At 62.4% G+C, this 26,055-nt stretch carries 26 protein-coding genes; 9 read left to right on the top strand and 17 right to left on the bottom strand.

The genetic code is table 11. The features are described from left to right. The first annotated feature begins 8 nt into the window (after window positions 1–8). Window positions 9–392, top strand: a complete 384-nt coding sequence (locus tag F0185_RS06205) for a type II secretion system protein (RefSeq protein ID WP_167222569.1) — start codon at window positions 9–11, stop codon at window positions 390–392. A 223-nt stretch (window positions 393–615) separates the two neighbouring features. Next, window positions 616–1,101, top strand: coding sequence for a type II secretion system protein (locus tag F0185_RS06200; protein ID WP_187362453.1), 486 nt, complete (start codon window positions 616–618; stop codon window positions 1,099–1,101). A 42-nt stretch (window positions 1,102–1,143) separates the two neighbouring features. Here F0185_RS06200 and F0185_RS06195 read toward each other — a convergent pair whose 3' ends face one another. The 10 genes from F0185_RS06195 to F0185_RS06150 form a co-directional block, all read right to left on the bottom strand. Beyond that, complete coding sequence (locus F0185_RS06195) at window positions 1,144–1,605, bottom strand: DUF2846 domain-containing protein (RefSeq protein WP_167222567.1); 462 nt, start codon at window positions 1,603–1,605, stop codon at window positions 1,144–1,146. 220 nt (window positions 1,606–1,825) lie between these two features. Continuing rightward, complete coding sequence (locus F0185_RS06190) at window positions 1,826–2,356, bottom strand: alpha-ketoglutarate-dependent dioxygenase AlkB (protein WP_370663982.1); 531 nt, start codon at window positions 2,354–2,356, stop codon at window positions 1,826–1,828. A 20-nt stretch (window positions 2,357–2,376) separates the two neighbouring features. After that, entirely contained in the window at window positions 2,377–3,384 is a 1,008-nt protein-coding gene (locus F0185_RS06185) for an MORN repeat-containing protein (protein ID WP_167222563.1), read from the bottom strand. Window positions 3,385–3,524: 140 nt separating this feature from the next. After that, the gene (locus tag F0185_RS06180; RefSeq protein WP_167222561.1) at window positions 3,525–4,073 is read right to left on the bottom strand and encodes a GNAT family N-acetyltransferase; all 549 of its coding nucleotides are present in this window, start codon (window positions 4,071–4,073) and stop codon (window positions 3,525–3,527) included. 2 nt (window positions 4,074–4,075) lie between these two features. Beyond that, complete coding sequence (locus tag F0185_RS06175) at window positions 4,076–5,203, bottom strand: acyl-CoA dehydrogenase family protein (protein ID WP_167222559.1); 1,128 nt, start codon at window positions 5,201–5,203, stop codon at window positions 4,076–4,078. A gap of 19 nt (window positions 5,204–5,222) precedes the next feature. Then, a complete protein-coding gene (locus tag F0185_RS06170; protein WP_167222557.1) occupies window positions 5,223–5,891 on the bottom strand; it encodes an SDR family oxidoreductase in 669 nt (222 codons plus the stop codon). A 186-nt stretch (window positions 5,892–6,077) separates the two neighbouring features. After that, window positions 6,078–7,277 (bottom strand): acetyl-CoA C-acyltransferase, encoded by a 1,200-nt coding sequence (locus tag F0185_RS06165; protein ID WP_167222555.1) that lies wholly within the window; start codon window positions 7,275–7,277, stop codon window positions 6,078–6,080. Next, window positions 7,270–9,096, bottom strand: a complete 1,827-nt coding sequence (gene aceK, locus F0185_RS06160) for a bifunctional isocitrate dehydrogenase kinase/phosphatase (RefSeq protein WP_167222553.1) — start codon at window positions 9,094–9,096, stop codon at window positions 7,270–7,272. The genes F0185_RS06165 and aceK overlap by 8 nt, the downstream gene beginning before the upstream one ends. A gap of 165 nt (window positions 9,097–9,261) precedes the next feature. Then, window positions 9,262–10,446, bottom strand: coding sequence for an isovaleryl-CoA dehydrogenase (locus F0185_RS06155; RefSeq protein WP_167222551.1), 1,185 nt, complete (start codon window positions 10,444–10,446; stop codon window positions 9,262–9,264). A gap of 83 nt (window positions 10,447–10,529) precedes the next feature. Then, window positions 10,530–10,922, bottom strand: coding sequence for a MerR family transcriptional regulator (locus F0185_RS06150; protein ID WP_166885847.1), 393 nt, complete (start codon window positions 10,920–10,922; stop codon window positions 10,530–10,532). 147 nt (window positions 10,923–11,069) lie between these two features. Here F0185_RS06150 and F0185_RS06145 point away from each other — a divergent pair, with 147 nt between their 5' ends. The 3 genes from F0185_RS06145 to F0185_RS06135 all read left to right on the top strand — a co-directional run bounded on the left by F0185_RS06145 (window position 11,070) and on the right by F0185_RS06135 (window position 13,291). After that, window positions 11,070–12,122, top strand: a complete 1,053-nt coding sequence (locus F0185_RS06145) for an MBL fold metallo-hydrolase (protein WP_167222549.1) — start codon at window positions 11,070–11,072, stop codon at window positions 12,120–12,122. A 256-nt stretch (window positions 12,123–12,378) separates the two neighbouring features. Further along, complete coding sequence (locus F0185_RS06140; RefSeq protein WP_166885694.1) at window positions 12,379–12,786, top strand: hypothetical protein; 408 nt, start codon at window positions 12,379–12,381, stop codon at window positions 12,784–12,786. A 334-nt stretch (window positions 12,787–13,120) separates the two neighbouring features. Then, the gene (locus tag F0185_RS06135; protein WP_166874768.1) at window positions 13,121–13,291 is read left to right on the top strand and encodes a hypothetical protein; all 171 of its coding nucleotides are present in this window, start codon (window positions 13,121–13,123) and stop codon (window positions 13,289–13,291) included. A 112-nt stretch (window positions 13,292–13,403) separates the two neighbouring features. Here the strand turns inward: F0185_RS06135 and F0185_RS06130 are convergent, their stop codons facing one another. The 7 genes from F0185_RS06130 to F0185_RS06100 form a co-directional block, all read right to left on the bottom strand. Beyond that, window positions 13,404–14,009: a UbiX family flavin prenyltransferase gene (locus tag F0185_RS06130; RefSeq protein WP_167222547.1), complete on the bottom strand. Its 606-nt coding sequence runs from the start codon at window positions 14,007–14,009 to the stop codon at window positions 13,404–13,406. Continuing rightward, window positions 14,002–14,313: a Grx4 family monothiol glutaredoxin gene (gene grxD / locus F0185_RS06125; protein ID WP_166885690.1), complete on the bottom strand. Its 312-nt coding sequence runs from the start codon at window positions 14,311–14,313 to the stop codon at window positions 14,002–14,004. Before grxD ends, F0185_RS06130 begins: the two co-directional genes overlap by 8 nt. Before the next feature lie 133 nt (window positions 14,314–14,446). Next, entirely contained in the window at window positions 14,447–14,905 is a 459-nt protein-coding gene (locus F0185_RS06120; RefSeq protein WP_167222545.1) for a GNAT family N-acetyltransferase, read from the bottom strand. Window positions 14,906–14,912: 7 nt separating this feature from the next. Next, complete coding sequence (locus tag F0185_RS06115; protein WP_167222543.1) at window positions 14,913–17,264, bottom strand: Tex family protein; 2,352 nt, start codon at window positions 17,262–17,264, stop codon at window positions 14,913–14,915. Window positions 17,265–17,565: 301 nt separating this feature from the next. After that, the gene (locus F0185_RS06110) at window positions 17,566–18,351 is read right to left on the bottom strand and encodes a hypothetical protein (protein ID WP_167222541.1); all 786 of its coding nucleotides are present in this window, start codon (window positions 18,349–18,351) and stop codon (window positions 17,566–17,568) included. Window position 18,352: 1 nt separating this feature from the next. Beyond that, window positions 18,353–18,823: a YegJ family protein gene (locus tag F0185_RS06105; RefSeq protein ID WP_167222539.1), complete on the bottom strand. Its 471-nt coding sequence runs from the start codon at window positions 18,821–18,823 to the stop codon at window positions 18,353–18,355. A 95-nt stretch (window positions 18,824–18,918) separates the two neighbouring features. Next, on the bottom strand, window positions 18,919–19,350 hold the full coding sequence (locus tag F0185_RS06100) for a hypothetical protein (protein WP_167222537.1): 432 nt from the start codon (window positions 19,348–19,350) through the stop codon (window positions 18,919–18,921). 418 nt (window positions 19,351–19,768) lie between these two features. Between F0185_RS06100 and F0185_RS06095 the strand changes: the two genes are divergently transcribed. The 4 genes from F0185_RS06095 to F0185_RS06080 all read left to right on the top strand — a co-directional run bounded on the left by F0185_RS06095 (window position 19,769) and on the right by F0185_RS06080 (window position 25,941). Further along, on the top strand, window positions 19,769–22,879 hold the full coding sequence (locus F0185_RS06095) for a DEAD/DEAH box helicase (protein WP_167222863.1): 3,111 nt from the start codon (window positions 19,769–19,771) through the stop codon (window positions 22,877–22,879). A 141-nt stretch (window positions 22,880–23,020) separates the two neighbouring features. Continuing rightward, complete coding sequence (locus F0185_RS06090) at window positions 23,021–24,154, top strand: PAS domain-containing sensor histidine kinase (protein ID WP_167222861.1); 1,134 nt, start codon at window positions 23,021–23,023, stop codon at window positions 24,152–24,154. Window positions 24,155–24,361: 207 nt separating this feature from the next. Then, window positions 24,362–25,045, top strand: a complete 684-nt coding sequence (locus F0185_RS06085) for a response regulator transcription factor (RefSeq protein ID WP_126074850.1) — start codon at window positions 24,362–24,364, stop codon at window positions 25,043–25,045. A 194-nt stretch (window positions 25,046–25,239) separates the two neighbouring features. Next, window positions 25,240–25,941 (top strand): transposase, encoded by a 702-nt coding sequence (locus F0185_RS06080; RefSeq protein WP_167222535.1) that lies wholly within the window; start codon window positions 25,240–25,242, stop codon window positions 25,939–25,941. The last annotated feature ends 114 nt before the right edge of the window (window positions 25,942–26,055 follow it).

Raw genomic sequence — 26,055 nt, 5'->3', positions numbered from 1 at the left:
TGCCGGAAATGAGAATGAGAAGACAAGGCCGTGGATTCACGCTGGTCGAACTGCTGGTGGTGATGGCGATCATCGCGACGCTCCTGACCATCGCCGTGCCGCGCTATTTCGGTTCGGTCGACAAGTCGAAGGAAGTCGCGCTCAAGGAAAACCTGCACGTGCTGCGCCTCGGGATCGACAAATTTTATGGCGACAAGGGCGTCTATCCGTCCTCGCTGGGCGAGCTGGTGACGCACAAGTATTTTCGCTCGGTGCCGGTCGACCCGGTCACCGAATCGAGCGTGACGTGGCAGCCGGTGGCCTCCAGCGATCCGGACAAGCCGGGCGTGGCCGACATCCGCAGCGGCGCGCGCGGCAAGACGCGCGAGGGCGTGCCGTATGAACAGCTGTGATGTCGCGATTGCGGGCAAGGCCGCTGACTTAAGAGCCGTCATTCCCGCGAAGGCGGGAATCCCATTTCCTGGAGCCGCCCGTAGCTGCGGTACGAAATGGGGTTCCCGCCTTCGCGGGAATGACGGTCTTGGGGTTCCCGATGACTCAAAAAACCGTCAATCGAAAGCGTCGAGGACCGAGGCCGGCTTTGCCTATATCTGGACCCTGCTGCTGGTCGCCTTCATGGGCATCGGCAGCACCATCGCCAGCGAGCTGTATTCAACCTCGGTCCGGCGCGAGCGGGAGCGCGAGCTGCTGTTCATCGGCCACGAATTTCGCGCCGCCATCGCGCGCTATCACGGCAGCGCCGCCGCCGGTCCGCAGATGTATCCATTGACCTTGCAGGACCTGGTCAAGGACCCGCGCTTTCCCAACGCCAAGCGTCACCTGCGGCGCGTGTACGCGGACCCGGTCACCGGCAAGGCCGAGTGGGGTTTGATCCGGGTGGAGGGGCGCATCGTGGGCGTGCATTCGCTGTCGCAGCGCGCGCCGATGAAGGTCGACAATTTCGACGATCACGACAGTGGATTCAAGAGCAAGGAAAGGTATGCGGACTGGACGTTCGTCTATCCGCACGATATGTTCATCCCGCCGCAGGAGGGCGAGGAAGGCAAGAACGGCGGGCAGCTGCGCATTGGCGTGCTGCCCAGGCCGGGTGCGCCGCGCTGACTCTACTGAGATAGGCTCTTAGAGAGGGCGCGGCTGTCGTGATTACTTCGCGCTGCACTTGCCTTGTTTCGCCAACTCGAGTTTTGCAACGTCGAGTTTGCCTTGCTCTTCAGCGATTTGCTCAACGCCCGCTCCAGCGACCAAGGCGCCCATCTTGATGTATTGACGGATAAAGTAGTTTTTACCGGTATCGAGCGTCAATTCCAGCGTATTTGGGGAAAACTCGGATTCGGTATCGATCTTGTGCGATTTGCCGCCCTCGACTTCGGCGTAGAAGAACACACTTGGTGCGCTTTCGCCGATGCATTTGCCGTCGATCCAGATGTCTTTTTTCAGTGCCTGACCCAGGATGCTGTTGCGGTAAACGTAAATGCCGGCGTTGTTGGCGCTAGGTGCATTGAACTCTTTTGCCTTGGCTGATTCTTCTTTGGTGGCCATGTCCACAGATGCGCAACCGGTAACGAGCAGGGTTGCGGTGAGGATAACGAGAGCGCCGATTTTCATGTAATTAATTCCGATTGTTGCTGCAAGCTGGCATTCTTGGCGCCGGTCTTGCGGGGATGGGAGGACGGACTGATGTAAAGACAGTATTGTGATGTCGAAATGAAATTGGCACAAGGAAACTGTTGTTTTTTTGAGATGAACTTTGGCGCACGGATTGCCCGGGCAGCTCTTTCGCGGCCTGAGAAAGCGGTAGCGGATTGAGTGCGGTTTTCTCTTCGATTCAGCCAGGCGAACCTTGGCGCCGCATCGCGCGGAATGTCAGGCTGATGCGTTCCCCGGCGCGCGGGTCTTTTGGAATCGCGTGCAGCCAGTCTTGCTGCACTTGCCCCGACATGTACAGCAGCGAGCCGTTCGGCAGCGGATAGTCGACCCGCAGCGCGGCGTCCAGCTTGCTGCGGTACGCCATCGCGCGCACGCTGCCGAGCGAAATGATGGCCACGCCGGTGCCATTGGCCAGGCCAGCGGTTTGATCGGAATGAAATCCCATCGACGAGGCGCCGTCAGGGTAGTAGTTCAACAGGCAGTTGTTCGGCCGGAAACCGAGTTCGCCTTCGAGGCGCGCGCACAGGGCCTCGAGCAGCGCCGGCATCGGCACCTCCTCGTAGGCGATCTGCGCATAGTCATAGCTGACGCCGAAACTGGCCGTCTTGCGCGCCTTCATGCGCTCGTCCCAGGCCACGCCGGTCTTGAGCGCGGCGAACAGGGCATCCGGATCGGCGATGAAGCCGGGGCTGAGGCGAATTGGCGGCACCTGCATCTGCGTCGCCACCGTCAGAACCAGGTGCGGGTAAAGGTCATGGTGTACGGGAACGGCATCGCGCACGGTTTGCCCGCGCAACGGGCCGGTTTGTATTTCTCTTTCATGGCCACGAAACCCGCCATTTCCGACAGCTTGGCGTCCGGTGTCACGTACACATTGACCGACTGCGCATTGCCCTCGCTGTCGACCATGACAATCATGCTCAGCAGGCCGTAGGACGGATCGCGCGCATTGATTTTCTGGATCGCGCCGAGCACATGACCATTGCCGAGCAGGGGATACGGCGGCTCGTCGGCCGGGTCGAGCAAGGGATACCACTTGCGCACGATGGTCCGCTCGGCGTCGCTCATTTGCTCGTACGACGCGTTGAAGGGCACCGAGCCGTTGCTGACGACCTTGTGCGGAATGTTCGAGCCCAGGCGTGGTCGTTCCGACTTGAGGCTGTATTCCTTGGGCGGCGTCGCCGGCGCCGGCGCGCTCACTTTGCCCTGCTCGCCATCGGCGCTCTGGCTGACGGCGGCGGCGCCGACCTGGCGCCCGTTCGCGTAGAACGCCTGGCCACCGGCCGGGTGGTCGTCCTTCCAATCGCCTTCGTAGCGTCCGCCGAGCGTGAAGACGACCTTGCCCTTGCCTTCGCGCTGGCCGGCCTTCCATTGGCCGTCGTAGCGGTCGCCGAACTGGTTGACCGAGGTGCCTGCGCCGTCGCGCAGGCCATCGCGGAACTGGCCATCGTATTCAACGCCGGGGAAGTACATCAGGTAGCCTTTGCCGTGCGGCCGGCCCTGTTCGACCATGCCTTCGTAGCGCCAGGCTTGCAGGTCGCTGGTGTGCTTTTCGATCACGCCCACGCCGTGCGCATAGCCGTCCTTGCATGGCCCTTGCCAGCGCATGTCGTCGCCCTTGGCCGCGTCGGGCAGGGCCAGCTTGCAGGCTTCCTCGGCGTGCGCCGCCAGCGGCGGCAACAGGGACATGAGCAGGGCGGAAAGGGGGCGCAACAGCGCGCGGGATGGCATCGGCATGGCGGGTTCCTTTAATCGAGAACAGGGATGAAGCTGTTTGATCGACCGGTGAATGAATGGTTCCCCATAGTGCCATGCTCCCGGCAGCTTTTTCAAGGAACATTGTCATTTTTACCCTGTGCGGGTAAGGCCAGGCAATGTCAGCGAAGGGCGAGCGACATGAAGGTATACGCGAGCGCTTCGCCGTCGATGCGGAACATGTCGGCCGTTTCGCCGGTCTGCACGAAGCCGCAGCGTGCGTACAGCTGGCGCGCAGGCAGGTTCACCGACAGCACTTCCAGGTCGATCCAGTCGAGTGCCGCCTCGCTGGCCGCCCATGCCGCCGCCACGGCGACCAGGCGCGCCCCCAGGCCCTGCTGGCGGGCGTCGCGGTGCACGCCCATGCCGAGCAGCGCACGGTGCGCGCAAGCGCCTTCAGGACGCGCCCGCAGGTCGATGTGACCCATGATGGCGCCCTCGCTGTCGTGCGCCAGCCACAAGCGGCGCCACCCGGGCTGCCCGAGGGCGCTGGCGAACGCATGGCGAAAGGCGGTTTCGCGTTCGGGGCCAAAGCGCGAGGCGGCGCGCGGCATCGGCATGAACAGCGCCGTGGCGCCGCTGCCGTTGTCGCGCAAGTGGTCGTTCAGGTAGGCGAAGAAGCGATCGAGATCCTCGCTTGCGGCCGGCCGGATGATCGCTTCGCCCGCCATGCTTACAGCGCCCGCGCGATCAGGATCTTCTGGATGTCGCTGGTGCCTTCGTAGATCTGGCACACGCGCACATCGCGGTAGATGCGTTCGACCGGGAAGTCGCTCACGTAGCCGTAGCCGCCATGCACCTGGATCGCGTCGGAGCAAACCCGCTCGGCCATTTCGGACGCGAACAGCTTGGCCATCGCAGCTTCTTTCAGGCAGGGCAGGCCGGCATCCTTCATCGACGCCGCGTGCCGGATCAACTGGCGCGCGGCCTCGATCTGGGTCGCCATCTCGGACAGCTTGAACTGCACCGACTGATGCTCGAAAATCGGCTTGCCGAAGCTTTCGCGCTCGCGCGCGTACACCAGCGCCGCCTCGAACGCGGCGCGCGCCATGCCGACCGCCTGCGAGGCAATGCCGATCCGTCCGCCCTCGAGTCCCGACAAGGCGATCTTGTAGCCCTGGCCTTCTTCGCCAATCAGGTTGGCGGCCGGGATGCGGCAGTTCTCGAACAGGATCTGCGCCGTGTCCGACGAGTGCTGGCCCATCTTCTGTTCCAGGCCGGCCACGATGTAGCCGGGGGTGGCCGTCGGCGCCCAGAACGCGCTGATGCCCTTCTTGCCGGCCGCCTTGTCGGTAACCGCCATGACGATCGCCACGTCGGCGTATTTGCCGCTGGTGATGAACTGCTTGGTGCCGTTCAACACATATTCGTCGCCTTCGCGCGTGGCGGTGGTGCGCAGCGCCGACGCATCGCTGCCGGTGTGCGGCTCGGTCAGCGCGAACGCGCCCAGCATCGCGCCTTGCGCCAGGGGCCGCAGCCATTGTTCTTTTTGCGCGTCGTTGGCATACATCATGGCGATGCTGCATACCGGGCAGTTGTTGACCGAGATGATGGTCGAGGTGCCGCCGTCGCCGGCCGCGATTTCTTCGAGCACCAGCGCCAGCGACACGTAGTCAAGGCCGGCGCCGCCCAGTTCTTCGGGCACCGCCACGCCAAAGGCGCCCAGTGCGGCCAGTTCCTTCAGTTCTTCCTTGGGAAAGTAGTGCTCCTTGTCCCAGCGCGCGGCGTTGGGGGCAAGGCGCTCCTGCGAAAAGGTGCGCAGGGCGTCGCGGATCATCTGGTGTTCTTCGGTCAGTATCATGGGTTTCGCTAGGTTGGGCTTACCAGGGAATTGGCGTGCCGTCGTAATTGAGGAAGGCGCCGTTGGCGGCGGCGTCAAGTCCGGCCAGGGTGGCGCGCAGGCCGGCCGCGCTTTGTTCGGGCGTGATGTCGGCGCCGGGGCCGCCCATGTCGGTCTGGACCCAGCCCGGATGGAAGGCGACGCAGGTCGCGCCCTTGGGGCCGAAGCGGATGCCGGTATCGACCAGCACCGAATTCAAGGCCGCCTTGCTGGCGCGGTACAGGGTGCCGGAGGCGCTGCCGCGCGCGCCCATCGAGGCCATGCGCGAGGAGATCACGGCCAGCTTGCCGCGCGCCTCGGCCACCATGGGGGCGATCACGGGCAGCAGGCGCAGGGCGGCCAGCACGTTGGTGTGCATGACGGCGTCGAAGTCGTCCTGGGTGGGAAAGCCGTCGTGGCGCGGGCCGTACACGCCGGCGTTAAGAATGGCGGTGTCGAGCAGTTCGCCGTCCAGGTTCCAGCCCAGGGCGGCGATGGAGTCGGCGCTGGTGACGTCGAGCTGGTACGGATGCGCGCCCATTGCGCCGAGGGCAGCGCAGTCGTCGCTGTTGCGGGCGGTGGCGATCACGCGCCAGCCGTCGGCCAGGTACTGGCGCACCAGTTCGCGGCCGATGCCGCGCGAGGCGCCGATGATGAGTGCTGTTGGCATTGATTCTCTTGGTCGGGGTTCGGATAGATGCAGCTTTGCCGCTAACCTCATATCCGTCGTCCCCGCGCAGGCGGGGACCCAAGTTAGTCGCTTAGCCAGTGGCTCCAGCGCAGACTTGGGTCCCCGCCTTCGCGGGGACGACGGAGCTTAGGTTGTTGGCATTAAACGGAGCCGCTCAACGCTCAATTACATCATCTCAAACGCCATCGCCGTCGCTTCGCCGCCGCCGATGCACAGCGAGGCCACGCCGCGCTTGCCGCCGGTTTTCTTCAGCGCGCCGAGCAGGGTGACGATGATGCGCGCGCCCGAGGCGCCGATCGGGTGGCCCAGCGCACACGCGCCGCCGTGGATGTTGACCTTGTCGTGCGGGATGTTCAACTCGTGCATCGCCGCCATCGGCACCGCTGCAAACGCTTCGTTGATCTCGTACAGGTCCACTTCCGCCGGTGTCCAGCCGGTCTTGGCGAACAGCTTTTGCAGCGCGCCGATCGGGGCGGTGGTGAACAGGTTCGGTTCCTGCGCAAAGGTGGAGTGAGCGACGATGCGGGCGATCGGGGTCAATCCGAGTTCGCGCGCTTTCGATTCGCGCATCAGCACCAGGGCCGCCGCGCCATCGTTGATCGACGACGACGAAGCGGCGGTGATGGTGCCGTCCTTGTTGAAGGCCGGCTTCAAGGCCGGGATTTTATCGAGCTTGGCCTTGGCCGGGCCTTCATCCTTGTCGATCACCGAGTCGCCCGCGCGCGTGGTCACGGTCACAGGCGCGATTTCCCACTTGAAGTAGCCTTCGTTGTTGGCTTCCTGCGCGCGCTTGACCGAGGCGATCGCAAACGCGTCCTGCGCTTCGCGCGTGAACGCATACTTGGCCACGCATTCTTCGGCAAAGGTGCCCATGGAACGGCCTTCGCCGGTTTTCTCGTTGCGCGAGTAGGCGTCTTCCAGGCCGTCGTACATCATGTGATCGAACATCATGCCGTGGCCGATGCGGTAGCCGCCGCGCGCCTTCGGAATCAGGTAGGGCGCATTGGTCATCGATTCCATGCCGCCGGCGACGATGATGTCGGCGCTGCCCGCGAGCAGGCTGTCATGCGCGAAAATCGCCGCTTGCATGGCCGAGCCGCACATCTTCGACAGGGTCACCGCGCCGGCGGACAAGGGCAAGCCGCCCTTGATGGCCGCCTGGCGCGCCGGAGCCTGACCCTGGCCGGCCATCAGGCAGTTGCCGAAGTAAACGTGTTCGACCAGCTTGGCGTCAACGCCGGAACGCTCGACGGCGGCGGCGATGGCCACGGCGCCCAGGTCGCTGGCGGACTTGGAGGAAAAATCGCCCTGGAACGCGCCCATGGGTGTGCGGGCCGCGCCGACGATAACGACTGGATCATTCATTGTGTAAGTTCTCCAAATAGGACGGGGTATACACCGCCGGATTATCGGCGGCACTCTGGTTACAAAAGCGGATTTGCTGCGGATACGGAAACACGTCTTCGATATGGCCGTCCATGATGCGCTGCTTGCGCGACTGCCAGAAATCCCTGGTCAACAGATCCGCGTGGTGCTTCATGAAATACAGGCGGATTTTCGCGTTACCCAATAAAAATGCGCCGAACTGCTCGGGAAACACATCGTGCTTGCCGATCGAATACCACGGCTCGGCCGACATTTCATCTTCTTCGTTGCGCGGTTCCGGGATATTCCGGAAATTGCAGTCGGTGATATATTCGATTTCGTCGTAATCGTAAAACACCACCCTGCCGTGGCGCGTCACGCCGAAGTTTTTGTACAGCATATCGCCGGGGAAGATATTCGCCGCCACCAGTTCCTTGATGGCGTTGCCGTATTCGAGCACGCCGTGTTCGATCAGCGCATCGTTGCCGGCCACTTCCGCCTGGTTCAGGAAGATATTGAGCGGCACCATGCGCCGTTCGATGTACAGGTGGCGGATGATGATGCGGTCGCCTTCGTACTCGACCAGCGAGGGCGCGTGATGCATCAGCTCGGCGATCAGTTCTTCCGAAAAGCGTTCCAGCGGAAAGGCCACGTTCGAGTATTCGAGCGTGTCGGCCATGCGGCCCACGCGGTCGTGGTTCTTGACCAGCAGGTATTTTTCCTTGATCTGGGCGCGCGTGGTTTCTTTCGGCGCAGGGAAGAAATCCTTGATCACCTTGAACACGTACGGGAACGAGGGCAGGGCGAACACCAGCATCACCAGGCCCTTGATGCCGGGCGCGATTTCGAAGCGGTCGGCGGTGTGTTTCAGGTGCTGCAGGTAATCGCGGTAGAACAGCGTCTTGCCCTGCTTTTGCAGGCCGAGGATGGTGTAGATCTCGCTCCGGGGTTTACGCGGCAGCAGGCTGCGCAGGAATTGCACGTAGGCCGAGGGCACTTCCATGTCCACCAGGAAGTAGGCGCGCGTAAACGAAAACAGGATCGTGATCTGTTCATGGTCGAACAGCACCGTGTCGAGGATCAGCTCGCCGTGACGGTTGTGCAGGATCGGCACGATGAACGGGTATTCGCGGTTGCCGTTGATGCCCTTGCCGACGATGTAGGCGCCCTTGTTGCGGAAGAACAGGCTCGACAGTACCTGGATCTGGTGGTTCGGCTCGAGCGCTTCGCCGCCGAAGATGAGCTTGAGGCGTGCTTCGACCAGCGCGATGTCGCGGTCGAGGTTGGCGAACTTGCAGTTCAGCTGGAAATTGGTGACGATGCGCTTGAGCGCGAAGCGCAGGCCGTCCTTGGCCGGGTAGTACACGCGGTAGGTCGGCAGCAGCTCGTCGGTTTCGATGTACTCGGTGGACACCACCGGGCGCACGAAAATGAAATCGTTGTGGAAATAGGTACGGTGCAGAATGTTGCAGCAGACCGAGTTGAAGAAGGTTTCGGCCAGTTCGGGCTGCTTGTGGCCGGACAGCATGCCGATGTAGTGCAGTTTGAGTTCGCGCCAGACTTCGTCGGTCAGTTCGCCGTTATCGTATTCATCTTCGAGGATTTGCACGCATTCCTGCACGCGCTGGTCGTAGAACCCGATGCGCTCGCGCGCCGCCTGCTGGGCGGTGGCCCAGGAACCGGTTTCGAAATGGCGCTTGGCGACCTGGCTGGTTTGGCGGAACAGGCGGTAGTGCTTGTCGAAACCGTCGAGGATGGTGCGGGCGATGTCGAAAGCAATCTGCGAAGACAGCAGCTTGGGGAACGCAACTTGTGTCATCTGGCTTCTCGATCAGTCTTGGTGGGAAGACTATTCTATACGCCGCAAGCTCGTCGTTCCCGCGCAGGCGGGAATCCAAGTGTGCGCCGCAGCCGATGGCTGAATGACGAACTTGGGTCCCCGCCTGCGCGGGAACGACGGTCTTGAGGTCGGCGGTGACCGAAATTACTTCGTCTCGGCAAACAATTCCCGCCCGATCAGCATGCGGCGGATTTCGCTGGTGCCTGCGCCGATTTCGTAGAGCTTCGCATCGCGCCAAAGACGTCCGACCGGATACTCGTTGATATAACCATTGCCACCCAGGGTCTGGATCGCTTCACCCGCCATCCAGGTCGCTTTTTCGGCGCTGTACAAAATCGCCCCCGCCGCATCCTTGCGCAGGTTGCGGATCGCTTCCGGCGTCTTGGCGCGGTCGCAGGCCTGGCCCACGGCGTACACATACGCCTTGCACGCCATCATGGTCGAATACATGTCGGCCAGTTTGCCCTGCATGAGCTGGAATTCGCCGATCGGCTGGCCGAACTGCTTGCGGTCGTGCACGTACGGCACCACCGCGTCCATGCACGCCGCCATGATGCCGAGCGGCCCGCCCGAGAGCACGGTGCGCTCGAAATCGAGGCCCGACATCAACACATTGACGCCCTTGCCCAAGCCACCGAGCACGTTTTCAACCGGCACTTCGCAATCCTGGAACACCAGTTCGCCCGTGTGCGAGCCGCGCATGCCCAGCTTGTCGAGCTTTTGCGCGATCGAAAAACCCTTGTAGCCTTTTTCGATGATAAAGGCGGTCATGCCGCGGGGGCCGGCTTCCAGGTCGTTCTTGGCGTACACCACCAGCACGTCGGCGTCCGGGCCGTTGGTAATCCACATCTTGGTGCCGTTGAGCACCCAGCGGTCGCCTTTGAAATCGGCGCGCAGCTTCATGCTGACCACGTCCGATCCGGCGTTCGGCTCGGACATGGCGAGTGCGCCGATGTATTCGCCGGAAATGAGCTTCGGCAGGTACTTCATCTTCTGTTCTTCGCTGCCGTTGCGCTTGATCTGGTTGACGCACAGATTCGAGTGGGCGCCGTACGACAGGCCGACCGAGGCCGAGGCGCGCGAGATTTCTTCCATCGCCACGATGTGCGCCAGGTAACCCATCTGGGCGCCGCCGTACTGCTCGTCGACAGTGATGCCCAGCACGCCCAGGTCGCCCATCTTGCGCCACAGGTCCATCGGGAACTGGTCGCTGCGGTCGATTTCCGCCGCGCGGGGAGCGATTTCTACCGAGGCGAATTGTTGAACTGCTTCGCGCAGCGCGGCGATGTCTTCGCCATGGTCAAAGGTCAAGCCTGGAAGATGCAGCATTTGTCGTCCTCGCGGGGTCGGAATGGGAAGAGTTCATCATACGCATGTTTGACGTTAACGTAAACGTCAAGCAGCGAGGCTGTTTACGCATTCGCCGTTTGCTCGGCCAGCATGCGGCGGCATTCCTCTTCATGGGCGGCAATTTCGGCCAGAGCCATGTCGATATCCTCGCGCTGGCGCTCGAGCGTTTCGCGCTGGTGGGCCAGCACGCCGAGGAAGCGGTTCATCTGCGCCGCGGTATCCTTGGGCGACTCGTACATGTCGACGATGCTCTTGATCTCCGACAAGGTCAGGCCGAGGCGCTTGCCGCGCAGGGTCAGTTTCAGATGGGTGCGGTCGCGCGCCGTGTAGACCCGGTTGCGCCCGCCCACGCCTTCGCGGCTGGGGCGCAGCAGGCCCTGGTCTTCGTAGAAGCGGATGGCGCGCGCGGTAATGTCGAATTCGCGCGCCAGTTCGGCGATGGTGTAAGTACGTATGGACATCAGTGGCTCGGAGCTATTCTCAGGCGGCGGGTGGAAGGGGCCGCGCGCAATCGCTTAGAATTGGGGCGCAGCTTGCCGTTTACGTCAACGTCAACCTATTGTAGCGTGCCTGCCGTCCTCCTGAACACGAAAGAATGCGCCATGAATGCTCTCGAATCCGCGCTGTCCTACCCCTGCGGCGACGCCCTGCCCGCGCCCGGCAGCCTGATGCGCCTGGCCGACGGCGTGCGCTGGCTGCGCATGCCGCTGCCGTTCGCGCTCGACCATATCAACCTGTGGCTGCTGGAAGACGAGCGCGACGCACGCAGCGGATTTACCGCCATCGATTGCGGCGTGGCCACGGACGCCACCCGCGCCGCCTGGGAGCAGATATTCGTCGACGGCATGCGGGGCGCCCCGCTGCTGCGCGTGCTGGCCACCCATTGCCATCCGGACCATGTGGGGCTGGCCGACTGGCTGTGCACGCGCTTCGGCGCGCCTTTGTGGATGAGCACGGGCGAATACGGCTTCGCGCGCATGATGTCGGCGGCCCTGCCGGGCGTCGATGGCACGGCGGCGATTCCCCATTTCGAGCGGCACGGCCTGGTTGACGCGGCCCTGCGCGCGCAACTGGGCGAGCGCCGCAGTTATTATCCGACCCTGGTGCCGGCCGTGCCGGCCGCGTACACGCGCATCCAGGACGGGCAGCGCATCGCCATTGGCGGGCGCGAGTGGCGCATGATCGCCGGCTTCGGCCATTCGCCCGAACATGCGGCTCTGTATTGCGACGCCTTGAACGTGCTCATTTCGGGCGACATGGTGCTGCCGCGCATTTCGACCAATGTGTCGGTGTTCGCGGTCGAGCCGGAAGGCAATCCGCTGCAACAGTATCTCGATTCGCTCGCCCGCTTCGACGGCTTGCCGGCCGCTACACTGGTGCTGCCCTCGCACGGACGGCCGTTCACCGGCTTGCATACGCGTATTGCGCAGTTGCGCGCGCATCATGCGGCGCGCCTGGCCGAGGTGGTGCAGGCTTGCCGCACGCCGGCCTCGGCCGCCGACATCGTCCCGCTCATGTTCCGCCGTCCGCTCGACGCCCACCAGCTCACCTTTGCGCTGGGCGAGGCGCTGGCCCATTTGCACAAGCTCTGGTACGACGGTGTCTTGCGCCGCAGCCATGATGACGACGGCATCCTGCGCTTCCATCTGATCTAAGCCAAACCATCGGTTCGTGCGCGGGGGTGGCGCGGGGACGCTGCGCCTACACTGGTTTTTTCGACCAGTGACGGCCGATCGAGTATGCCAGCCTGCTAAAAATTGCTGAAGAATTAACATTCCATCGTGGTTTGCGGCAATGCTGCGAGGGTGTACAATTCCCGCTTGATTGTTACATTGAAAACGTAGCTTGTCACAATTGGTCTCAACCGTGAAGATACTGACTTTCATGCCGTTGCATGAAATAGTGCCACCCATGAATTCATCCAACGAACGCGAAAGCTTTAGTGAGCGCCTGCAGCAGGCACTGAAGAACGCCCACTACTCCCCCGACAGCCCCACCCGCCTGGCGCGGGAATTTAACATTCGCTTCGATGGACGGCCCATTACTGTGCATGCTGCCCGGAAATGGCTTGTTGGAGAGGCGATTCCCACCCAAGAGAAGCTGCGCATGATCGCACAATGGTTGGGCGTGCCTGCGGAATGGTTACGCTTTGGCGGGGACGAAAGCGCCTCGGCAAATAGCGACAGCGCGGCCGGCTTGTCGCGTTTCGAGTCCGCCGATGTGAAATTAATTGCAGATTTACAGAGACTTGACGAACATCATCGTCAAATTGCACGCGAATTCATTCGCATGCTTGTACGCATTAATTACCAAAAGTAGTTATTTGGCACGAATATTGGCATTTTTTGTGTTGATATAAACCGAACTATTTTTACGCCAAGCACCCCAATATCGGCGGTTGCCTGCTCGCGTGCGCCTTCTGCGTCACATCAACGTCCAATCACGGCCCTGTCCTCTGCAAATTCGACGGGGCTTTATGATTTGTCATGGCGAAGCCATAAAATTCATGCACAATGGTCAGACCGTGACGAAGTTTCCCGGTTGCAATGAATTGATATTGTGCCGCACAAACAGGGCATAGTGGATCATAATCACAACAGACATTGCAGTCTTGTCATCCCGTTATGCAACACGTCGAGGACCCAGCCGTCTTATGAAAAGTAACTACAGCAACACCGCGCAACTCAAGGACCTGATGACTGTTCCCCCGATGACTGCCGCGCAGCACGCAGAAGTCATGCGCAAGCGCATCGCCCATCGGCGGATGGTCGAGGAAGCAAAGGAACTGAAAAAGGCCGACAGCTGGCAGTTCGACAAGCGCTGATCGCGGCAAGCGCGCCAGGGCGGCGCCGGCACAGCTGGCGCGCTCGCTTGCCTGTGCGCTCGTTACGAAGATCATTGCCGCACACAGCGGCGTAGCAGGGCGCCGCAGCGCCTCAGGTGTCCCGGGTGTCCGTTCCCGGCTTCATGCCGGCCCAGCGCGGCGCCAGCGTGTGCACCACGCCAAACAGGTCCATCACCCGCGCCACCGTATGATCGACCATGGCGTCGATGCTCTCCGGCTTGTGATAAAAGCTTGGCAGCGGTGGAAAGATCACTCCCCCCATTTCCGTCACCGCCGTCATATTGCGCAGGTGCGCCAGGTTGAACGGCGTTTCGCGCACCATCAGCACCAGCCGGCGGCGCTCCTTGAGCACCACGTCGGCCGCGCGCGCGATCAGGTTGTCGGACAGGCCCAGCGCCACGGAGGCCAGGGTTTTCATCGAGCAGGGGGCGATGACCATGCCATCGGACTGGAACGAGCCGCTGGCGATCGACGCGCCGACATCGCGGTTCTTGTGGACGACATGGGCCAGCGCCTCGACCTCGCGGCGCTGCATGCCCAGTTCCTGGTGCAGGGTCAGGACGGCGGCGTCAGAGACGATCAGATGCGTCTCGATGCCCGGCGTGGCAGCCAGTTGCTGGACCAGGCGCACGCCATACACGGCGCCGGTGGCGCCGGTGATGGCGACAACCAGGCGCCGCGGGGGAGAATCAGGCATCGAGCAGGGTTTTGAGTTCGCCCGACTCGAACATTTCGTTCATGATGTCGGAGCCGCCGATGAATTCGCCCTTGACGTAGAGCTGGGGAATGGTTGGCCAGTTCGAATAGTCCTTGATACCCTGGCGCACTTCCGGATCTTCCAGCACATTGACGGTGGCGATATTCTCGACGCCGCAGGCTTTCAGGATCTGGATGGCGCGGCCGGAAAAGCCGCATTGCGGGAACTGGGCGGTTCCCTTCATGAACAGCACCACAGGGGTGGCGGTTACGGTGTCTTTGATCCAGGTTTTTACGTCGCTCATGGCTTGCCTCGGTGGGAAATAGGTTAGATACCGTCATTTTATAAGAAAACGGCGGGGGATGGACGATTGGGGGCCGGCGGCGTTGGGAGTAGGGGGGAATAGCTACTTTGAGGGAGAGGCCGCGTCGGGATGATTAACCGGCCTCCAGCAATTTGCCCAGGCAAATCGCATCATCGCGCCCCACATACTTACCGTAGTTGGGAATCGTGCGGTAGCCGTGTTTTTCATAGAACGCCACCGCGCGCGTATTGACCTTGCGCGTTTCCAGCCACAGTTCCCGGTAGCCGAATCCGTGCGCCGCCTGCTCCACGTGCGCCAGCAAGGCCGCGCCCGCGCCCCTGGTGCCGGGGCGCGCGAACATGCGCTTGACCTCGCCCACATCCCCGTCCAGCGGCCTTAGCGCCGCGCAGCCGAGCAACTGCCCGGCCTCGCCCTTGGCCACCACGAACAGCGACCTCGCCACGCGCGCATCGTCGGCCGAAAACGAGGCCTTGCCGCTGTCGCCCGTGAGCGCCGCCAGCGTCGCCGACAGTTCCTCGACCAGCACCCGCGCGTCAAGGCTGTCCGGGTCGCATGCGCTGATGGCGATCATGGCGGCGTTATCCGCGCAGCTTGGCGAACGCCGCCGCCATGCTGCCGCCGGCCGGCGCCGCTGCGCGCTCCTGCTTCTGCTGATGCTGCGCCAGGCGCTTGCCGTCGGTGCGGTCGCCCCGCTGCTCGGGCTTGGACCCGGCCTGCGGCGCGCTGTCGGTCAGGCGCATGGTCAGGGCGATGCGCTTGCGCTTCTCGTCCACTTCCAGCACCTTCACGCGCACCACCTGGCCGGCCTTGACCACCGAGTGCGGGTCCTTCACGAAGGTGTTCGACAGCGCCGAAATATGCACCAGTCCATCCTGGTGCACGCCGATGTCGACAAACGCGCCGAAGGCCGCCACGTTGGTGACCACGCCCTCCAGAATCATGTCCGGGCGCAGGTCGCGGATTTCTTCCACGCCTTCCTTGAAGGTGGCGGTGGTGAACTCGGGGCGCGGATCGCGGCCGGGCTTTTCCAGCTCCTTGAGGATGTCGGTAATGGTCGGCACGCCGAATTTTTCATCCGCATATTTGGCCGGATTGAGCGTCTTCAGAAGCGAGGCGTCGCCGATGACGGACTTCATCTCCTTCTTGATATCGGCCAGGATTTTTTCGACCAGCGGATACGATTCCGGGTGCACCGCCGAGGCGTCGAGCGGATTGGCGCCGCCCATCACGCGCAGGAAGCCGGCCGCCTGCTCAAACGTTTTCTCGCCCAGGCGCGGCACCGCTTTCAGGTCCGCGCGCGAGGTGAACGCGCCTTTCAGGTCGCGGTAGGTGACGATGGCCTGCGCCACGCTCGACGACAAGCCGGAAACGCGCGCCAGCAGCGGCGCCGAGGCGGTGTTGACGTCCACCCCGACCGCATTGACGCAATCTTCGACGACCGCGTCGAGCGAGCGCGCCAACTGGGTCTGGCTCACGTCGTGCTGGTACTGGCCCACGCCGATCGACTTGGGATCGATCTTCACCAGTTCGGCCAGCGGATCTTGCAGGCGGCGCGCGATCGACACCGCGCCGCGCAGCGACACATCCATGTCGGGCAGCTCGCGCGAGGCGAATTCGGAGGCCGAGTAGACCGAGGCGCCGGCTTCCGACACGACGATCTTGGTCAGCTTGAGTTCCGCGCGCTGCTTGATCAGGTCCTGCGCCAGCTTGTCGGTTTCGCGCGAGGCGGTGCCGTTGCCGATCGAGATCAAGGACACATTGTGTTTCGCGGCCAGCGCGCCGAGCACGTGCAGCGAGCCGTCCCAGTCGTTACGCGGCTGGTGCGGATAGATGACGGCGGTGTCGACCACCTTGCCGGTGGCGTCGACCACGGCCACCTTGACGCCGGTGCGCAGGCCGGGGTCCAGGCCCATGGTGGCGCGCGGGCCGGCCGGCGCGGCCAGCAGCAGCGCTTTCAGGTTCAATGCGAACACGTTGATGGCATCGAGTTCGGCGCGTTCGCGCAGGGCGCCCATCAGCTCCGTCTCAAGGTGCATGAAGCTCTTCACGCGCCAGGTCCAGCGCGCCGTGTCGGCCAGCCATTTGTCGGCCGGGCGGCCCTGGTTCTTGATGCCGAAGCGCGCGGCGATGCGGCCTTCGCACGGGTTGTGCGGCGCGTCCCACTTCGGTTTTTCGGCTTCGGTGTCGAGCCGCAGGACGACGTCGAGAATGCCTTCGCGGCGCCCGCGCAGCAGGGCCAGCGCGCGGTGCGACGGGACCGTCGAAATGGTTTCGGAATAGTCGAAGTAATCGGCGAATTTTTCGCCTTCATCCTGCTTGCCCTCGACCACTTTGGACTCGACGATGCCGTGTTCCTGCACGTATTCGCGCAGCGACTGCAACAAGGTCGCGTCTTCGGCGAAGCGCTCCATCAGGATCTGGCGCGCGCCGTCCAGCGCGGCCTTGGTGTCGGCCACGCCGGGGTTGTTGCCGTCGTCGCTGGTGAAGGCCTCGCGCAGGTATTTGGCCGCCTCTTCTTCGGGGGCGATGGTCGGGTCGCCCAGCAAGCCTTCGGCCAGGGGCGCCAGGCCCGCTTCGATCGCGATCTGCGCCTTGGTGCGGCGTTTTTGCTTGTACGGCAGGTACAGGTCTTCCAGGCGCGTCTTGTCTTCGGCGTGGGTGACGGCGTCGAGCAGGGCCGGCGTCATCTTGTTTTGTTCGGTGATCGACGAGATGATCGCGGCGCGCCGGTCTTCCAGCTCGCGCAGGTAGCGCAGGCGCTCTTCCAGCAGGCGCAACTGGATATCGTCCAGTCCGCCAGTCGCTTCCTTGCGGTAACGCGCGATAAAGGGAACGGTGGCACCCTCGTCGAGCAGGGCAATGGCGGCGGCAACCTGGACAGGCTTGGCGGCAAGTTCAATGGCGAGACGTTGTTCGATAGTTGGGAGCATGGGGAACATCCTGATGAGTCAAGCACGGAATGATACGCAATCGCGGCGAATGCGCCAGTCTTGACAGTGCCTGGACGGTGTGCACGGGGACTGCCGTCCTGGCTGTTTAAAAGGGGACAGTGTACATGGCCGCAGGCCTGTATATTTGCATAAAAAAGCGAGGCGGATACGGCCGTGGTATTTTCCCGCACTTCAATCGACATTACCGTCCGGGGGCCGGACGTCAGTATCTTTGCAGGGGGGAATATCTTGGCGAGCACGCTGCGTTATCGTCAGCGCACGCGTTGAACGCGGTTGCCGCTTAGCAGTGTTCCAGGCAGTCGGCGGGGATAGCAAACGCCCTGCAACTGTGGCGGGCGGACTCGTCGCCGCCGGCGGTTTTGCCGAATTCAACCCAGAAACATCCGTGCTCATCGATTTTTTCGATGAACGCTGTATTGCCGATACAGCCGAGTACGTCGAGTTGTTCCGATTCCTGCAAATCGTCGATCAGCCAATCCGGGATGCCGATGAGCCGCACCAGGTCGCCGACCTTGAAATCATGCGATGTCACCGGCTCGCACTGTTTCAGCACCGCGCGCATGGCGAGCAGGCGCTCCTTTTCGACGTCGGCGTACTCCCATTTCGGATAGGTAGTACGCGCGCGCTCGTTGAACCACAGCTGGAAGCGATTGCTCATCAATGCCTCTTCGAGCATGCCGCCGTCGATGTCGCCGCTAATGCGCAACTGGCCGAATGCGGTGGCAACCCTGACCCGCCATTCGTCGGTGAGGAAGCGTTCGTTCAACTCATCGAGCGCAAGCCACCGTTCCATCTCGGCGGCTTGCGCGCGCCACATGCCTTTTGGAATAGGGCAATCCCAATCGGCAAAAAGGCGCCGCACGAAGGAAGCGATATGGCGATCGCGCCCGCCCTCCTGATACCAATCCTGCAGCATGGTCAGTGTATCGTGGCCGGTGTCGCTACCGAAGGGGCTGAAATCGTCGCACTCGTTGTAGTAAAAATCCTCGGAGGCCAATTTCGCAAAGCGCGGATGGCAATTGTCCCGGTTCATGCCTTCGTCATAATCGAAGTAATACTGCTTCATATCAGCATTCGAAACCATGCTGTTCGCGATACTGCTTCACTTCCTTCGCCGGCATCGACTTGAACATGGCGCAGACCGTGAAGCTGCCTTTTTGCTTGCCGTTCTGGACGTAGCCCCAATCCGAAATATCGGCGCGCTTGAACGTGATTTCATCGCCGTTTTCGACGCTCTCGACGATATCCGGGTCGTTGGCGATGGTGCCGGTAAAGCCCGTCTTGGTCTGCTTGAATGGCATGACCCAGAAATGCTCGCTGCCGTTTTTATCGGTGACTTTTACCTTGAGGCGAAACAGATCCGCGCCGGCGGGTGGTTTGGCATAAATGGCGAGAAAGGAATCGAGCGAGCCTTGCGCCTTGACGATCGCGGCCGCCATGTCTTTGTTTTCATTGGCGATCATGACCGCACGGTCGCCGATCTGGGCATTGGCGGTGGCGGTAAACAGCAGCAGGGCGAGGATGGCGGACAGTTTCATGATTTCTCCAGGAGGAACAAGAGCGGCGCAGCGAATAACAGGGCTCGAAGATTGCCATTTTATACATCTGAGTATAAATAGCAACAATGGCAACATCACTGCGGGGGACTTTTGGCAGATGCTTTTTCCATTCCGCTTTCCGTCGTTACGCTAGCCTTGGAAATTTTTTTGTACAGAACCGGATCGTATTTTCCCTTCACGTATGCGGCAATGTACAGGCTGGAAGGACGTGATTGATCGGTACAGCAATCGGCGTACCCTGCTTGCAGTTCATAAAATCCCCACCACGCTGTTTTTTGCCAGTACTGATAACCCTTTCCGGCCAAATCCACATCGGGACGTCCCAGCTGTCCCACCAGATCTTTGTGCGACAGCAGGTACAGAGTCGGATTCCACCTCGCGGGAATATCTCCACCGTACATTGCGTAAATAACCTGGCCATACAATTTGGCTGCGCAGAGCACAACGATGACCAAAATGGCGATGCAGGTCGCGCGACGTTTCATGAAGTGTAAGTTAGTGCGCATACAATCCTGTCATTTCCAGCTTCCATAAGCGGCGGATCGATTCCAGCGTTTCCGCGACCAGGGTCCGCACTGGAAAAGTTGAATTTTATCAATGTTTTTCTATTGATAGCAGAGCCATCCTGATTTTTATCGCCTTCTCTGTCCCACATCGAGCGAGCCATCAGCATGGCGCCAACATGCGATCGGGCGATGCCATTTGCTGACGGCGCAATGATCGACTCGCCGCACGCGGCGTGCCGGCGACGCTCATGACAGCCCGCGCGAAAATACCCATCATGCATGCGGGCGCAATGCCGGCCAGCGCGCGGCGCGTTCCCCATCCCTGCGTGTGAAAGAGAACAGAACACAAGCGTCTTTATGTCGGATAATATCGGGTGTTATCGTCTCCGATATTGCCCTTACAGAACACATGCACACGATGGATTTAACGCGCGACGAACCCCGCGAAGGACGCCCTGCCACCGCTGCGCCGCACGCCACCCCGGCGTCGGCCCTGCCAGCGCCGATCGCCAGCTGGCTGCAACGGGTCGAGGCCGCCGCCCACCCGCAGCCCAAGCTCGACCTGGAGGTCAAGGATCCCAAAGTCGCCCAGTACAAGTTCGTCTATGTCCTGGCGCCGACCAGCGGCGGGCGCCACGTGGCCCTGTGCCTGTGCAAGGCACGCCTGCGCCCGAACGGCGAAGTGGCCGCCGCCAGCCCGGTCAGCGAAGTGTTTTCCCTGCTCTCGGCCCCGCCCGCCTACCTGGAAGGCGACGATGAAGACCTGGTGCGTTTCTTCATCGCCATGCGCAGCGGCGCTGCCTCCCAGGGCGGCAGCGCGACCGAGCCGAAAGGCAAGGTCGGCGCTATCCTGCTGCAAATGTTGCTGGAACAAGACAAGCTGCTGTGGGCGAATTCCTGGGCCGACATGGCCAACGGCCTGATCTATCCCTTGCAGGCCGGTCCCGTGCGCGAAGCCAACCTGGTCTGGCGCGAGGAAGGCCGCACCGCGCGCCTCGGCTGGCAAGTCCAGCCCGCCAGCGGCGCGACCCATACCGCCGCCGACCAGATCGACTACATGCTGCCGACCGATCCGCCGTGGTACATCGATAACCTGTCCTGCGGCGCGCTCGCGCTCAACCGGGGCGGGGTCGACATTTCCCTGGCCGACTTGCAGGCGCTGGTGGCGCAAGCCCCGGCCCTGAGCGGCAACGATAAGAAGCGGGTATCGCAACTCTTGCTGGCCCATGGCTTGCAGCAACTCATGCCCCTGCCGCAGCCGCTGACCCAGCGCCTGCGCGACGACGTCAAGCCGCGTCCGCACTTGCTGCTCGACAGCGTGCCGCTGGCCGATGGCGCGCACCAGCGCTGGCACGATTACGCCGTGCTCTCGTTCGACTACGACGGCGAGCGCGTGGCCTTCGATCCGGCCCAGCGCGTGGTGCGCCAGGTGGGCGACGTGACCGAAGTCATCGCCCGCGATAGCGCGGCCGAGGCCGCCGCACTGGAAGAACTTACCGCCCTCGGTTTCCGCAAGCCCGGCACGCCGCCGCTCAACGCCCTGGCCGGCGCCCAGCAACTGGAAAGCCAGGCCCACTGGCTGCGTTTTGCCGAAGGCGACCTGGCCGGCCTGGTCGACGCCGGCTGGCATGTGCAGAAATCCAACAAATACCGCTACGATGTCGTCGCCGTCGAAGACTGGTACGCCGAGATCGACGAGCCGGTCGAAGCGGGCAATGCCTGGTTCGAGCTGGAGCTGGGCATCGTGGTCAACCAGAAACGCGTGCCGCTCTTGCCGGTGCTGGTGCAACTGATCCGCAGCGCCCCGAGCGACTTCGATCCCGAGGTGCTGGCCGCCCACGCCGACGCCGACCAGATGCTGGCCACCTTGCCGGACGGCCTGCGCGTGGCGCTGCCCTGGGGGCGCTTGAAGCCGATTCTCAACACGCTCGGTGAACTTTACTTCAGCGACAAGATCAAAACCAAGGTCAGGCTCTCGACCCTGGATGCGGGCCGTCTCGAAGAACTGGCGCGCGGAACCGCTTTGCGCTGGTTCGGCGGCGAGCAGTTGCGCGAAACCGGCCGCAAGCTGAGCTTGTTCGGTTCGGTGCAAAAAGTGGCGCCCCCGGCAGGGTTGCAGGCCACCTTGCGCGACTACCAGGCCGATGGCCTGGCGTGGATGCAATTTTTGCGCGAGTACGACCTGGCCGGCATCCTGGCTGATGACATGGGCCTGGGCAAGACGGTGCAAACCCTGGCCCACATCCTGATCGAAAAAGAAGCCGGCCGCCTGACCCATCCGGCGCTGGTCATCGCGCCCACCAGCCTGATGACCAACTGGCAGGACGAGGCGGCCCGCTTCGCGCCCGACCTGCGCGTGCTGCTGCTGCAAGGCAAGGAACGCCTGGAACAGTTCGACAAGATCGAAGAAGTCGACCTGGTCCTGACCACTTACGCCCTGTTGCCGCGCGATGAAGAAAAGCTGCGCGAGCACGAGTTCCACCTCGTCATCCTCGACGAGTCGCACTACATCAAGAACAACCGCTCCAAGGCGGCCCAGAGCGCCGGCCTGCTCAAGTCGCGCCACCGCCTGTGCCTGACCGGCACGCCGCTCGAAAACCACCTGGGCGAGCTGTGGTCGCAATTCCACTTCCTGCTGCCGGGCTTGCTGGGCGATGAAAAAACCTTCAACAGCCAGTTCCGCCACCCGATCGAGCGCCAGGACGACCCGCTGCGGCGCGCGCTGCTGAACCGCCGCATCCGGCCTTTCCTGCTGCGCCGTACCAAGGACAATGTCGCCAAAGAATTGCCGCCGAAGACAGAAATGGTGCGCAAGGTGGAATTGTCGGGCGCCCAGCGCGACCTGTACGAAACCGTGCGCCTGGCGATGGACAAGAAAGTGCGCGACGAGATCGACAAAAAAGGCGTGGCGCGCAGCCAGATCGTCATCCTGGAAGCCTTGCTCAAGCTGCGCCAGGTCTGTTGCGATCCGCGCCTGGTGAAGGCATTGCCGGCCAAGAAGAAGGACAGCGGTTCCGCCAAGCTGATCGACCTGATGCAGATGGTCGACGATTTGCTCGAAGAAGGCCGCAAGATCCTGGTGTTCTCGCAATTTACCAGCATGCTGGCACTGATCGAGGAAGAACTCAACGCGCGCCGCATCCCGTACGCCTTGCTGACCGGCGACACCAAGGACCGCGCGGCCCAGGTCGCCGCCTTCCAGCAGGGGGCGGTGCCGATCTTCTTGATCAGCCTGAAAGCGGGCGGCGTCGGCCTGAACCTGACCGCGGCCGATACCGTGATCCACTACGATCCGTGGTGGAATCCGGCCGCCGAAAACCAGGCCACCGACCGCGCCTGGCGCATCGGGCAGGACAAGCCGGTCTTCGTGTACAAGCTGATCGCCAAGGGCACCCTGGAGGAAAAAATCCAGTTGCTGCAACAAAAGAAATCCGACCTGGCGCAGTCGATCCTGGCCGAAGGCGAGTCGCACAAAATGAGCCTGACGCAAGAAGACCTGCAAGCCATTTTTGCCCCGCTGGACGAATAGCGGTCTCACATTTGTGTTCATATACTTACTACAATGTTGGCGATATACTAGCGGAGTGTGATGTTGAACAGTTAAAGAAAGCATTCCATGAACGGTAATGTCAGCGAGGCAAGCCAAGGCTTGGTGCGGTCCAGTGACAACATGCTCGTGGAACAGTTTCGTGCCATCGCCGAGTTGCGCGGCGATGTTGCCTGGATCGTCGATTGCGCATCGGGCGCCCTGTCGTACATCAGTCCGTCGGTGCGGGACTTGCTCGGCTACGAGGCTGCGGATTTCATCAAGCAACTGTCCAGCCAGCAAGCCGCGTCGCCGCTGGCCGCTTTGTGCGCGGGCTTGCCCGATCGCCTCGCCCGTTTCAACGGCGGCGACCAGAGCCGGCGCACCTTGTTGCGCCATGTTGATCAACTGCATGCGGATGGCGGCACGGTCCCGCTCGAGGTGCGCTCGACCTTGCTGACCGACGCCAGCGGCAAGCCATGCGCGCTGGTCGGCGTGCTGATCGACGCCAGTGGCGAGCGCGCGCGGGCCGAGGAAAAGCGCCGCTTTGCGAGCATGCTGAACCATGAATTCCGCACGCCCTTGTCGACCATCGACGGCGCCATCCAGCGCCTGGAGGCGACCGCAACGCACGCCGACGAGCCGACCCGCCAGCGCTATCGCAAGATCCAGGCGGCCGTGGACCGGCTGATCGGCATGCTCGACGAGTACCTGTCGCCCGACCGCATGGACGAGATCGGCAGCGCGCGCCAGCCCGACACCATCGCGCCCGCACTGCTGTTGCAGGAAGCGGCGGCCCAAGTCAGCGCGGCAGGGGGCAGCGCGCGCATCGAATCGAGCGGTTTGCCGCCCCTGATCCGCGCCCAGCCGAACGCCTTGCGCCTGGCGTTGAAAGTGCTGGTGGACAACGCGCTGCAATATTCGCCGCCGGGACACGCCATCATCCTGGCCGGGCACGCCACGGCCGACGGCATCGAGCTGTCCGTGCGCAACCACGGCCAGGGCGTGCCGCCAGCCGACATGGCCATGATTTTCGGCAAGGGTTGTCGTGGAAGTAATGCCGTGGGTGCGGGTTCCGGACTCGGCCTGTACATGGCGCGCTCCGTCGTCGAGGTGCATGGAGGCACGATCGATGTTCAAAACGTGCCAATGTCGGGCCCGGTGTTCAAAATCTGGCTCCCCGCGCAACGTGCGGCGGGGAAAAGAGTTGCGCCGGAAGGTAGCAGCAGTGATAATTCCGGTAATCAACACACTAGGGAAGGCACCGCGCGCAAGTAGGGATTCGGGCAGCCTGCCGGACTTGGGGAGTCGAAGCGAAAAAATAGCTGGGCGAGGCCAGATTGCGACGATTTCGCAGTGCCAATAGTGAACTATTGGCCGAGAAAGCGGCGAAATATGGACCGTCCAGGGATTTTTGCAGCCGACGATCCCAAGTGCGACAGGCTGCTATGCACGGGGTAATGAAATGAAGAAAATGGCCAACCCATGACGCAAATATTGATTGTTGAGGACAACGGCGACTATGCCGGCGATATGGCGGAGTTTCTGACGGAACTCAACCATGAAGTAATGATTGCGACCACCGCCGCCGAGATGTGGGCGGCCCTGACCAAGACCCCGACCGCCGTGGTCGTGCTCGACCTCGGCTTGCCGGACGAAGACGGTTTCAATGTGATTCCGCGCATGCGCCAGCTGTATCCCGAAATCGGCCTGCTGGTGCTGACCGGACGCGTCGCGTTCGACAACCGCATTCTGGGCTTGCGCCTGGGCGCCGACCATTACCTGACCAAGCCGATCAAGTTTCCGGAACTGGCAGCGCATATCGAGGCGCTCGACCGGCGCGTGCGTCCGCCCGAGCCGGCTGCCCAGCTGCCGAGCAAGTGGACCTTGCGCGTCAGTGCGCGCCAGCTCGAACTGATGGGTGCGGTGATCGACCTGACCGAAAAGGAATGCAACTTCCTGCACCTGCTCACGCTCAACACCCGTCCGGTGCCGCGCCAGGTGATCGTGGCCGGCATGGGCGGCGACGACCCGGACGCCAGCCGCCGGGTCGACATGCTCGTGTACCGCCTGCGCAAGAAAGCCCGCTCCGGCCTCGGCCAGGACTTGCCGCTGCGCAGTGCCTATGGCGAAGGCTACAGCCTGTCCGCCGGTTTCACCCTCGCGTAACCGGTTACATTGCGGCGCGGCGGAGGATACCCGGCTGTTCGCCATGAGCGAACGGGCCTGGGCAGGGCGTAGGTCAAGCACGCATCGAAAATAGGGACACAGTCATGCGATCTGAGCATTGGTCTGTATTTAATTAGGGACAGGGCCATGCCGATTCAGTAAAATGACGTGATTCCGTCGTTTTTCATACTGCCATGGCCCGCCTTCCCCGTCTCGTCCTCCCCAACCAGCCGCATCACATCATCCAGCACGGTAACGACCGCCAGCTGATTTTCCGCGAAGCTGAAGATTACCAGCGCTTCCTCGGCTGGCTGAAAGACAGCGCCAAGGAATTCAAGGTCGCCATCCACGCCTACGTGCTGATGCCCAACCACCTGCACCTGTTGGCATCGCCCTCGACCGTGGAAGGCCTGGCCCAGACCATGCAGCGCGTCGGCCGTTACTATGTGCCCTGGTTCAACGCCAAGTATGGCCGCAGCGGCAGCCTGTTCCAGGGCCGCTTCAAAACGGCGCTGATCGACGCCGCCGCCTACTTCCTGCTGTGCAGCCGCTATATAGAACACAACCCGGTGCGCAACGAGCTCGTTGCCGATGCCCTGGACTACCCGTGGTCGAGCTACGCCCACCACGCCGGCGCCCAGCCCGACAACGTCATCACCGACCACGCCCTGTACTGGGCGCTGGGAAACACCCCCTTCCAGCGCGAAGCCGCCTACATCGAATTGAGCCGGCCGGCCCTGACGCGCGAGCAGCTCGACCAGATCGACGCCGCCGTGCTCAAGGGCTGGCCGCTCGGTTCCGATGCCTTTAAGACAGAATTGCAACACCGCGCCAAACGCCAGGTACTACCCGCCAAGCGCGGCAGACCGTTCAAAATCAAGCCTCCCGCCCCCTGAAAACGCCCGCCGGGCGTTTTTTTTTTTCGGCTGTCAAAACCGCCAAAAACCCTTTCCCAGCTAGCCGCACAGCATAAACCTCAAATTCCGCTCACTATGTCCCTATTTAATTTT

It is taken from the genome of Massilia rubra (assembly GCF_011682065.1).
Taxonomy (GTDB): Bacteria; Pseudomonadota; Gammaproteobacteria; order Burkholderiales; family Burkholderiaceae_D; genus Telluria_A; species Telluria_A rubra.
Note: the sequence above shows the minus strand (reverse complement) of the source record. Positions and strands in the feature narration are given on the sequence as shown.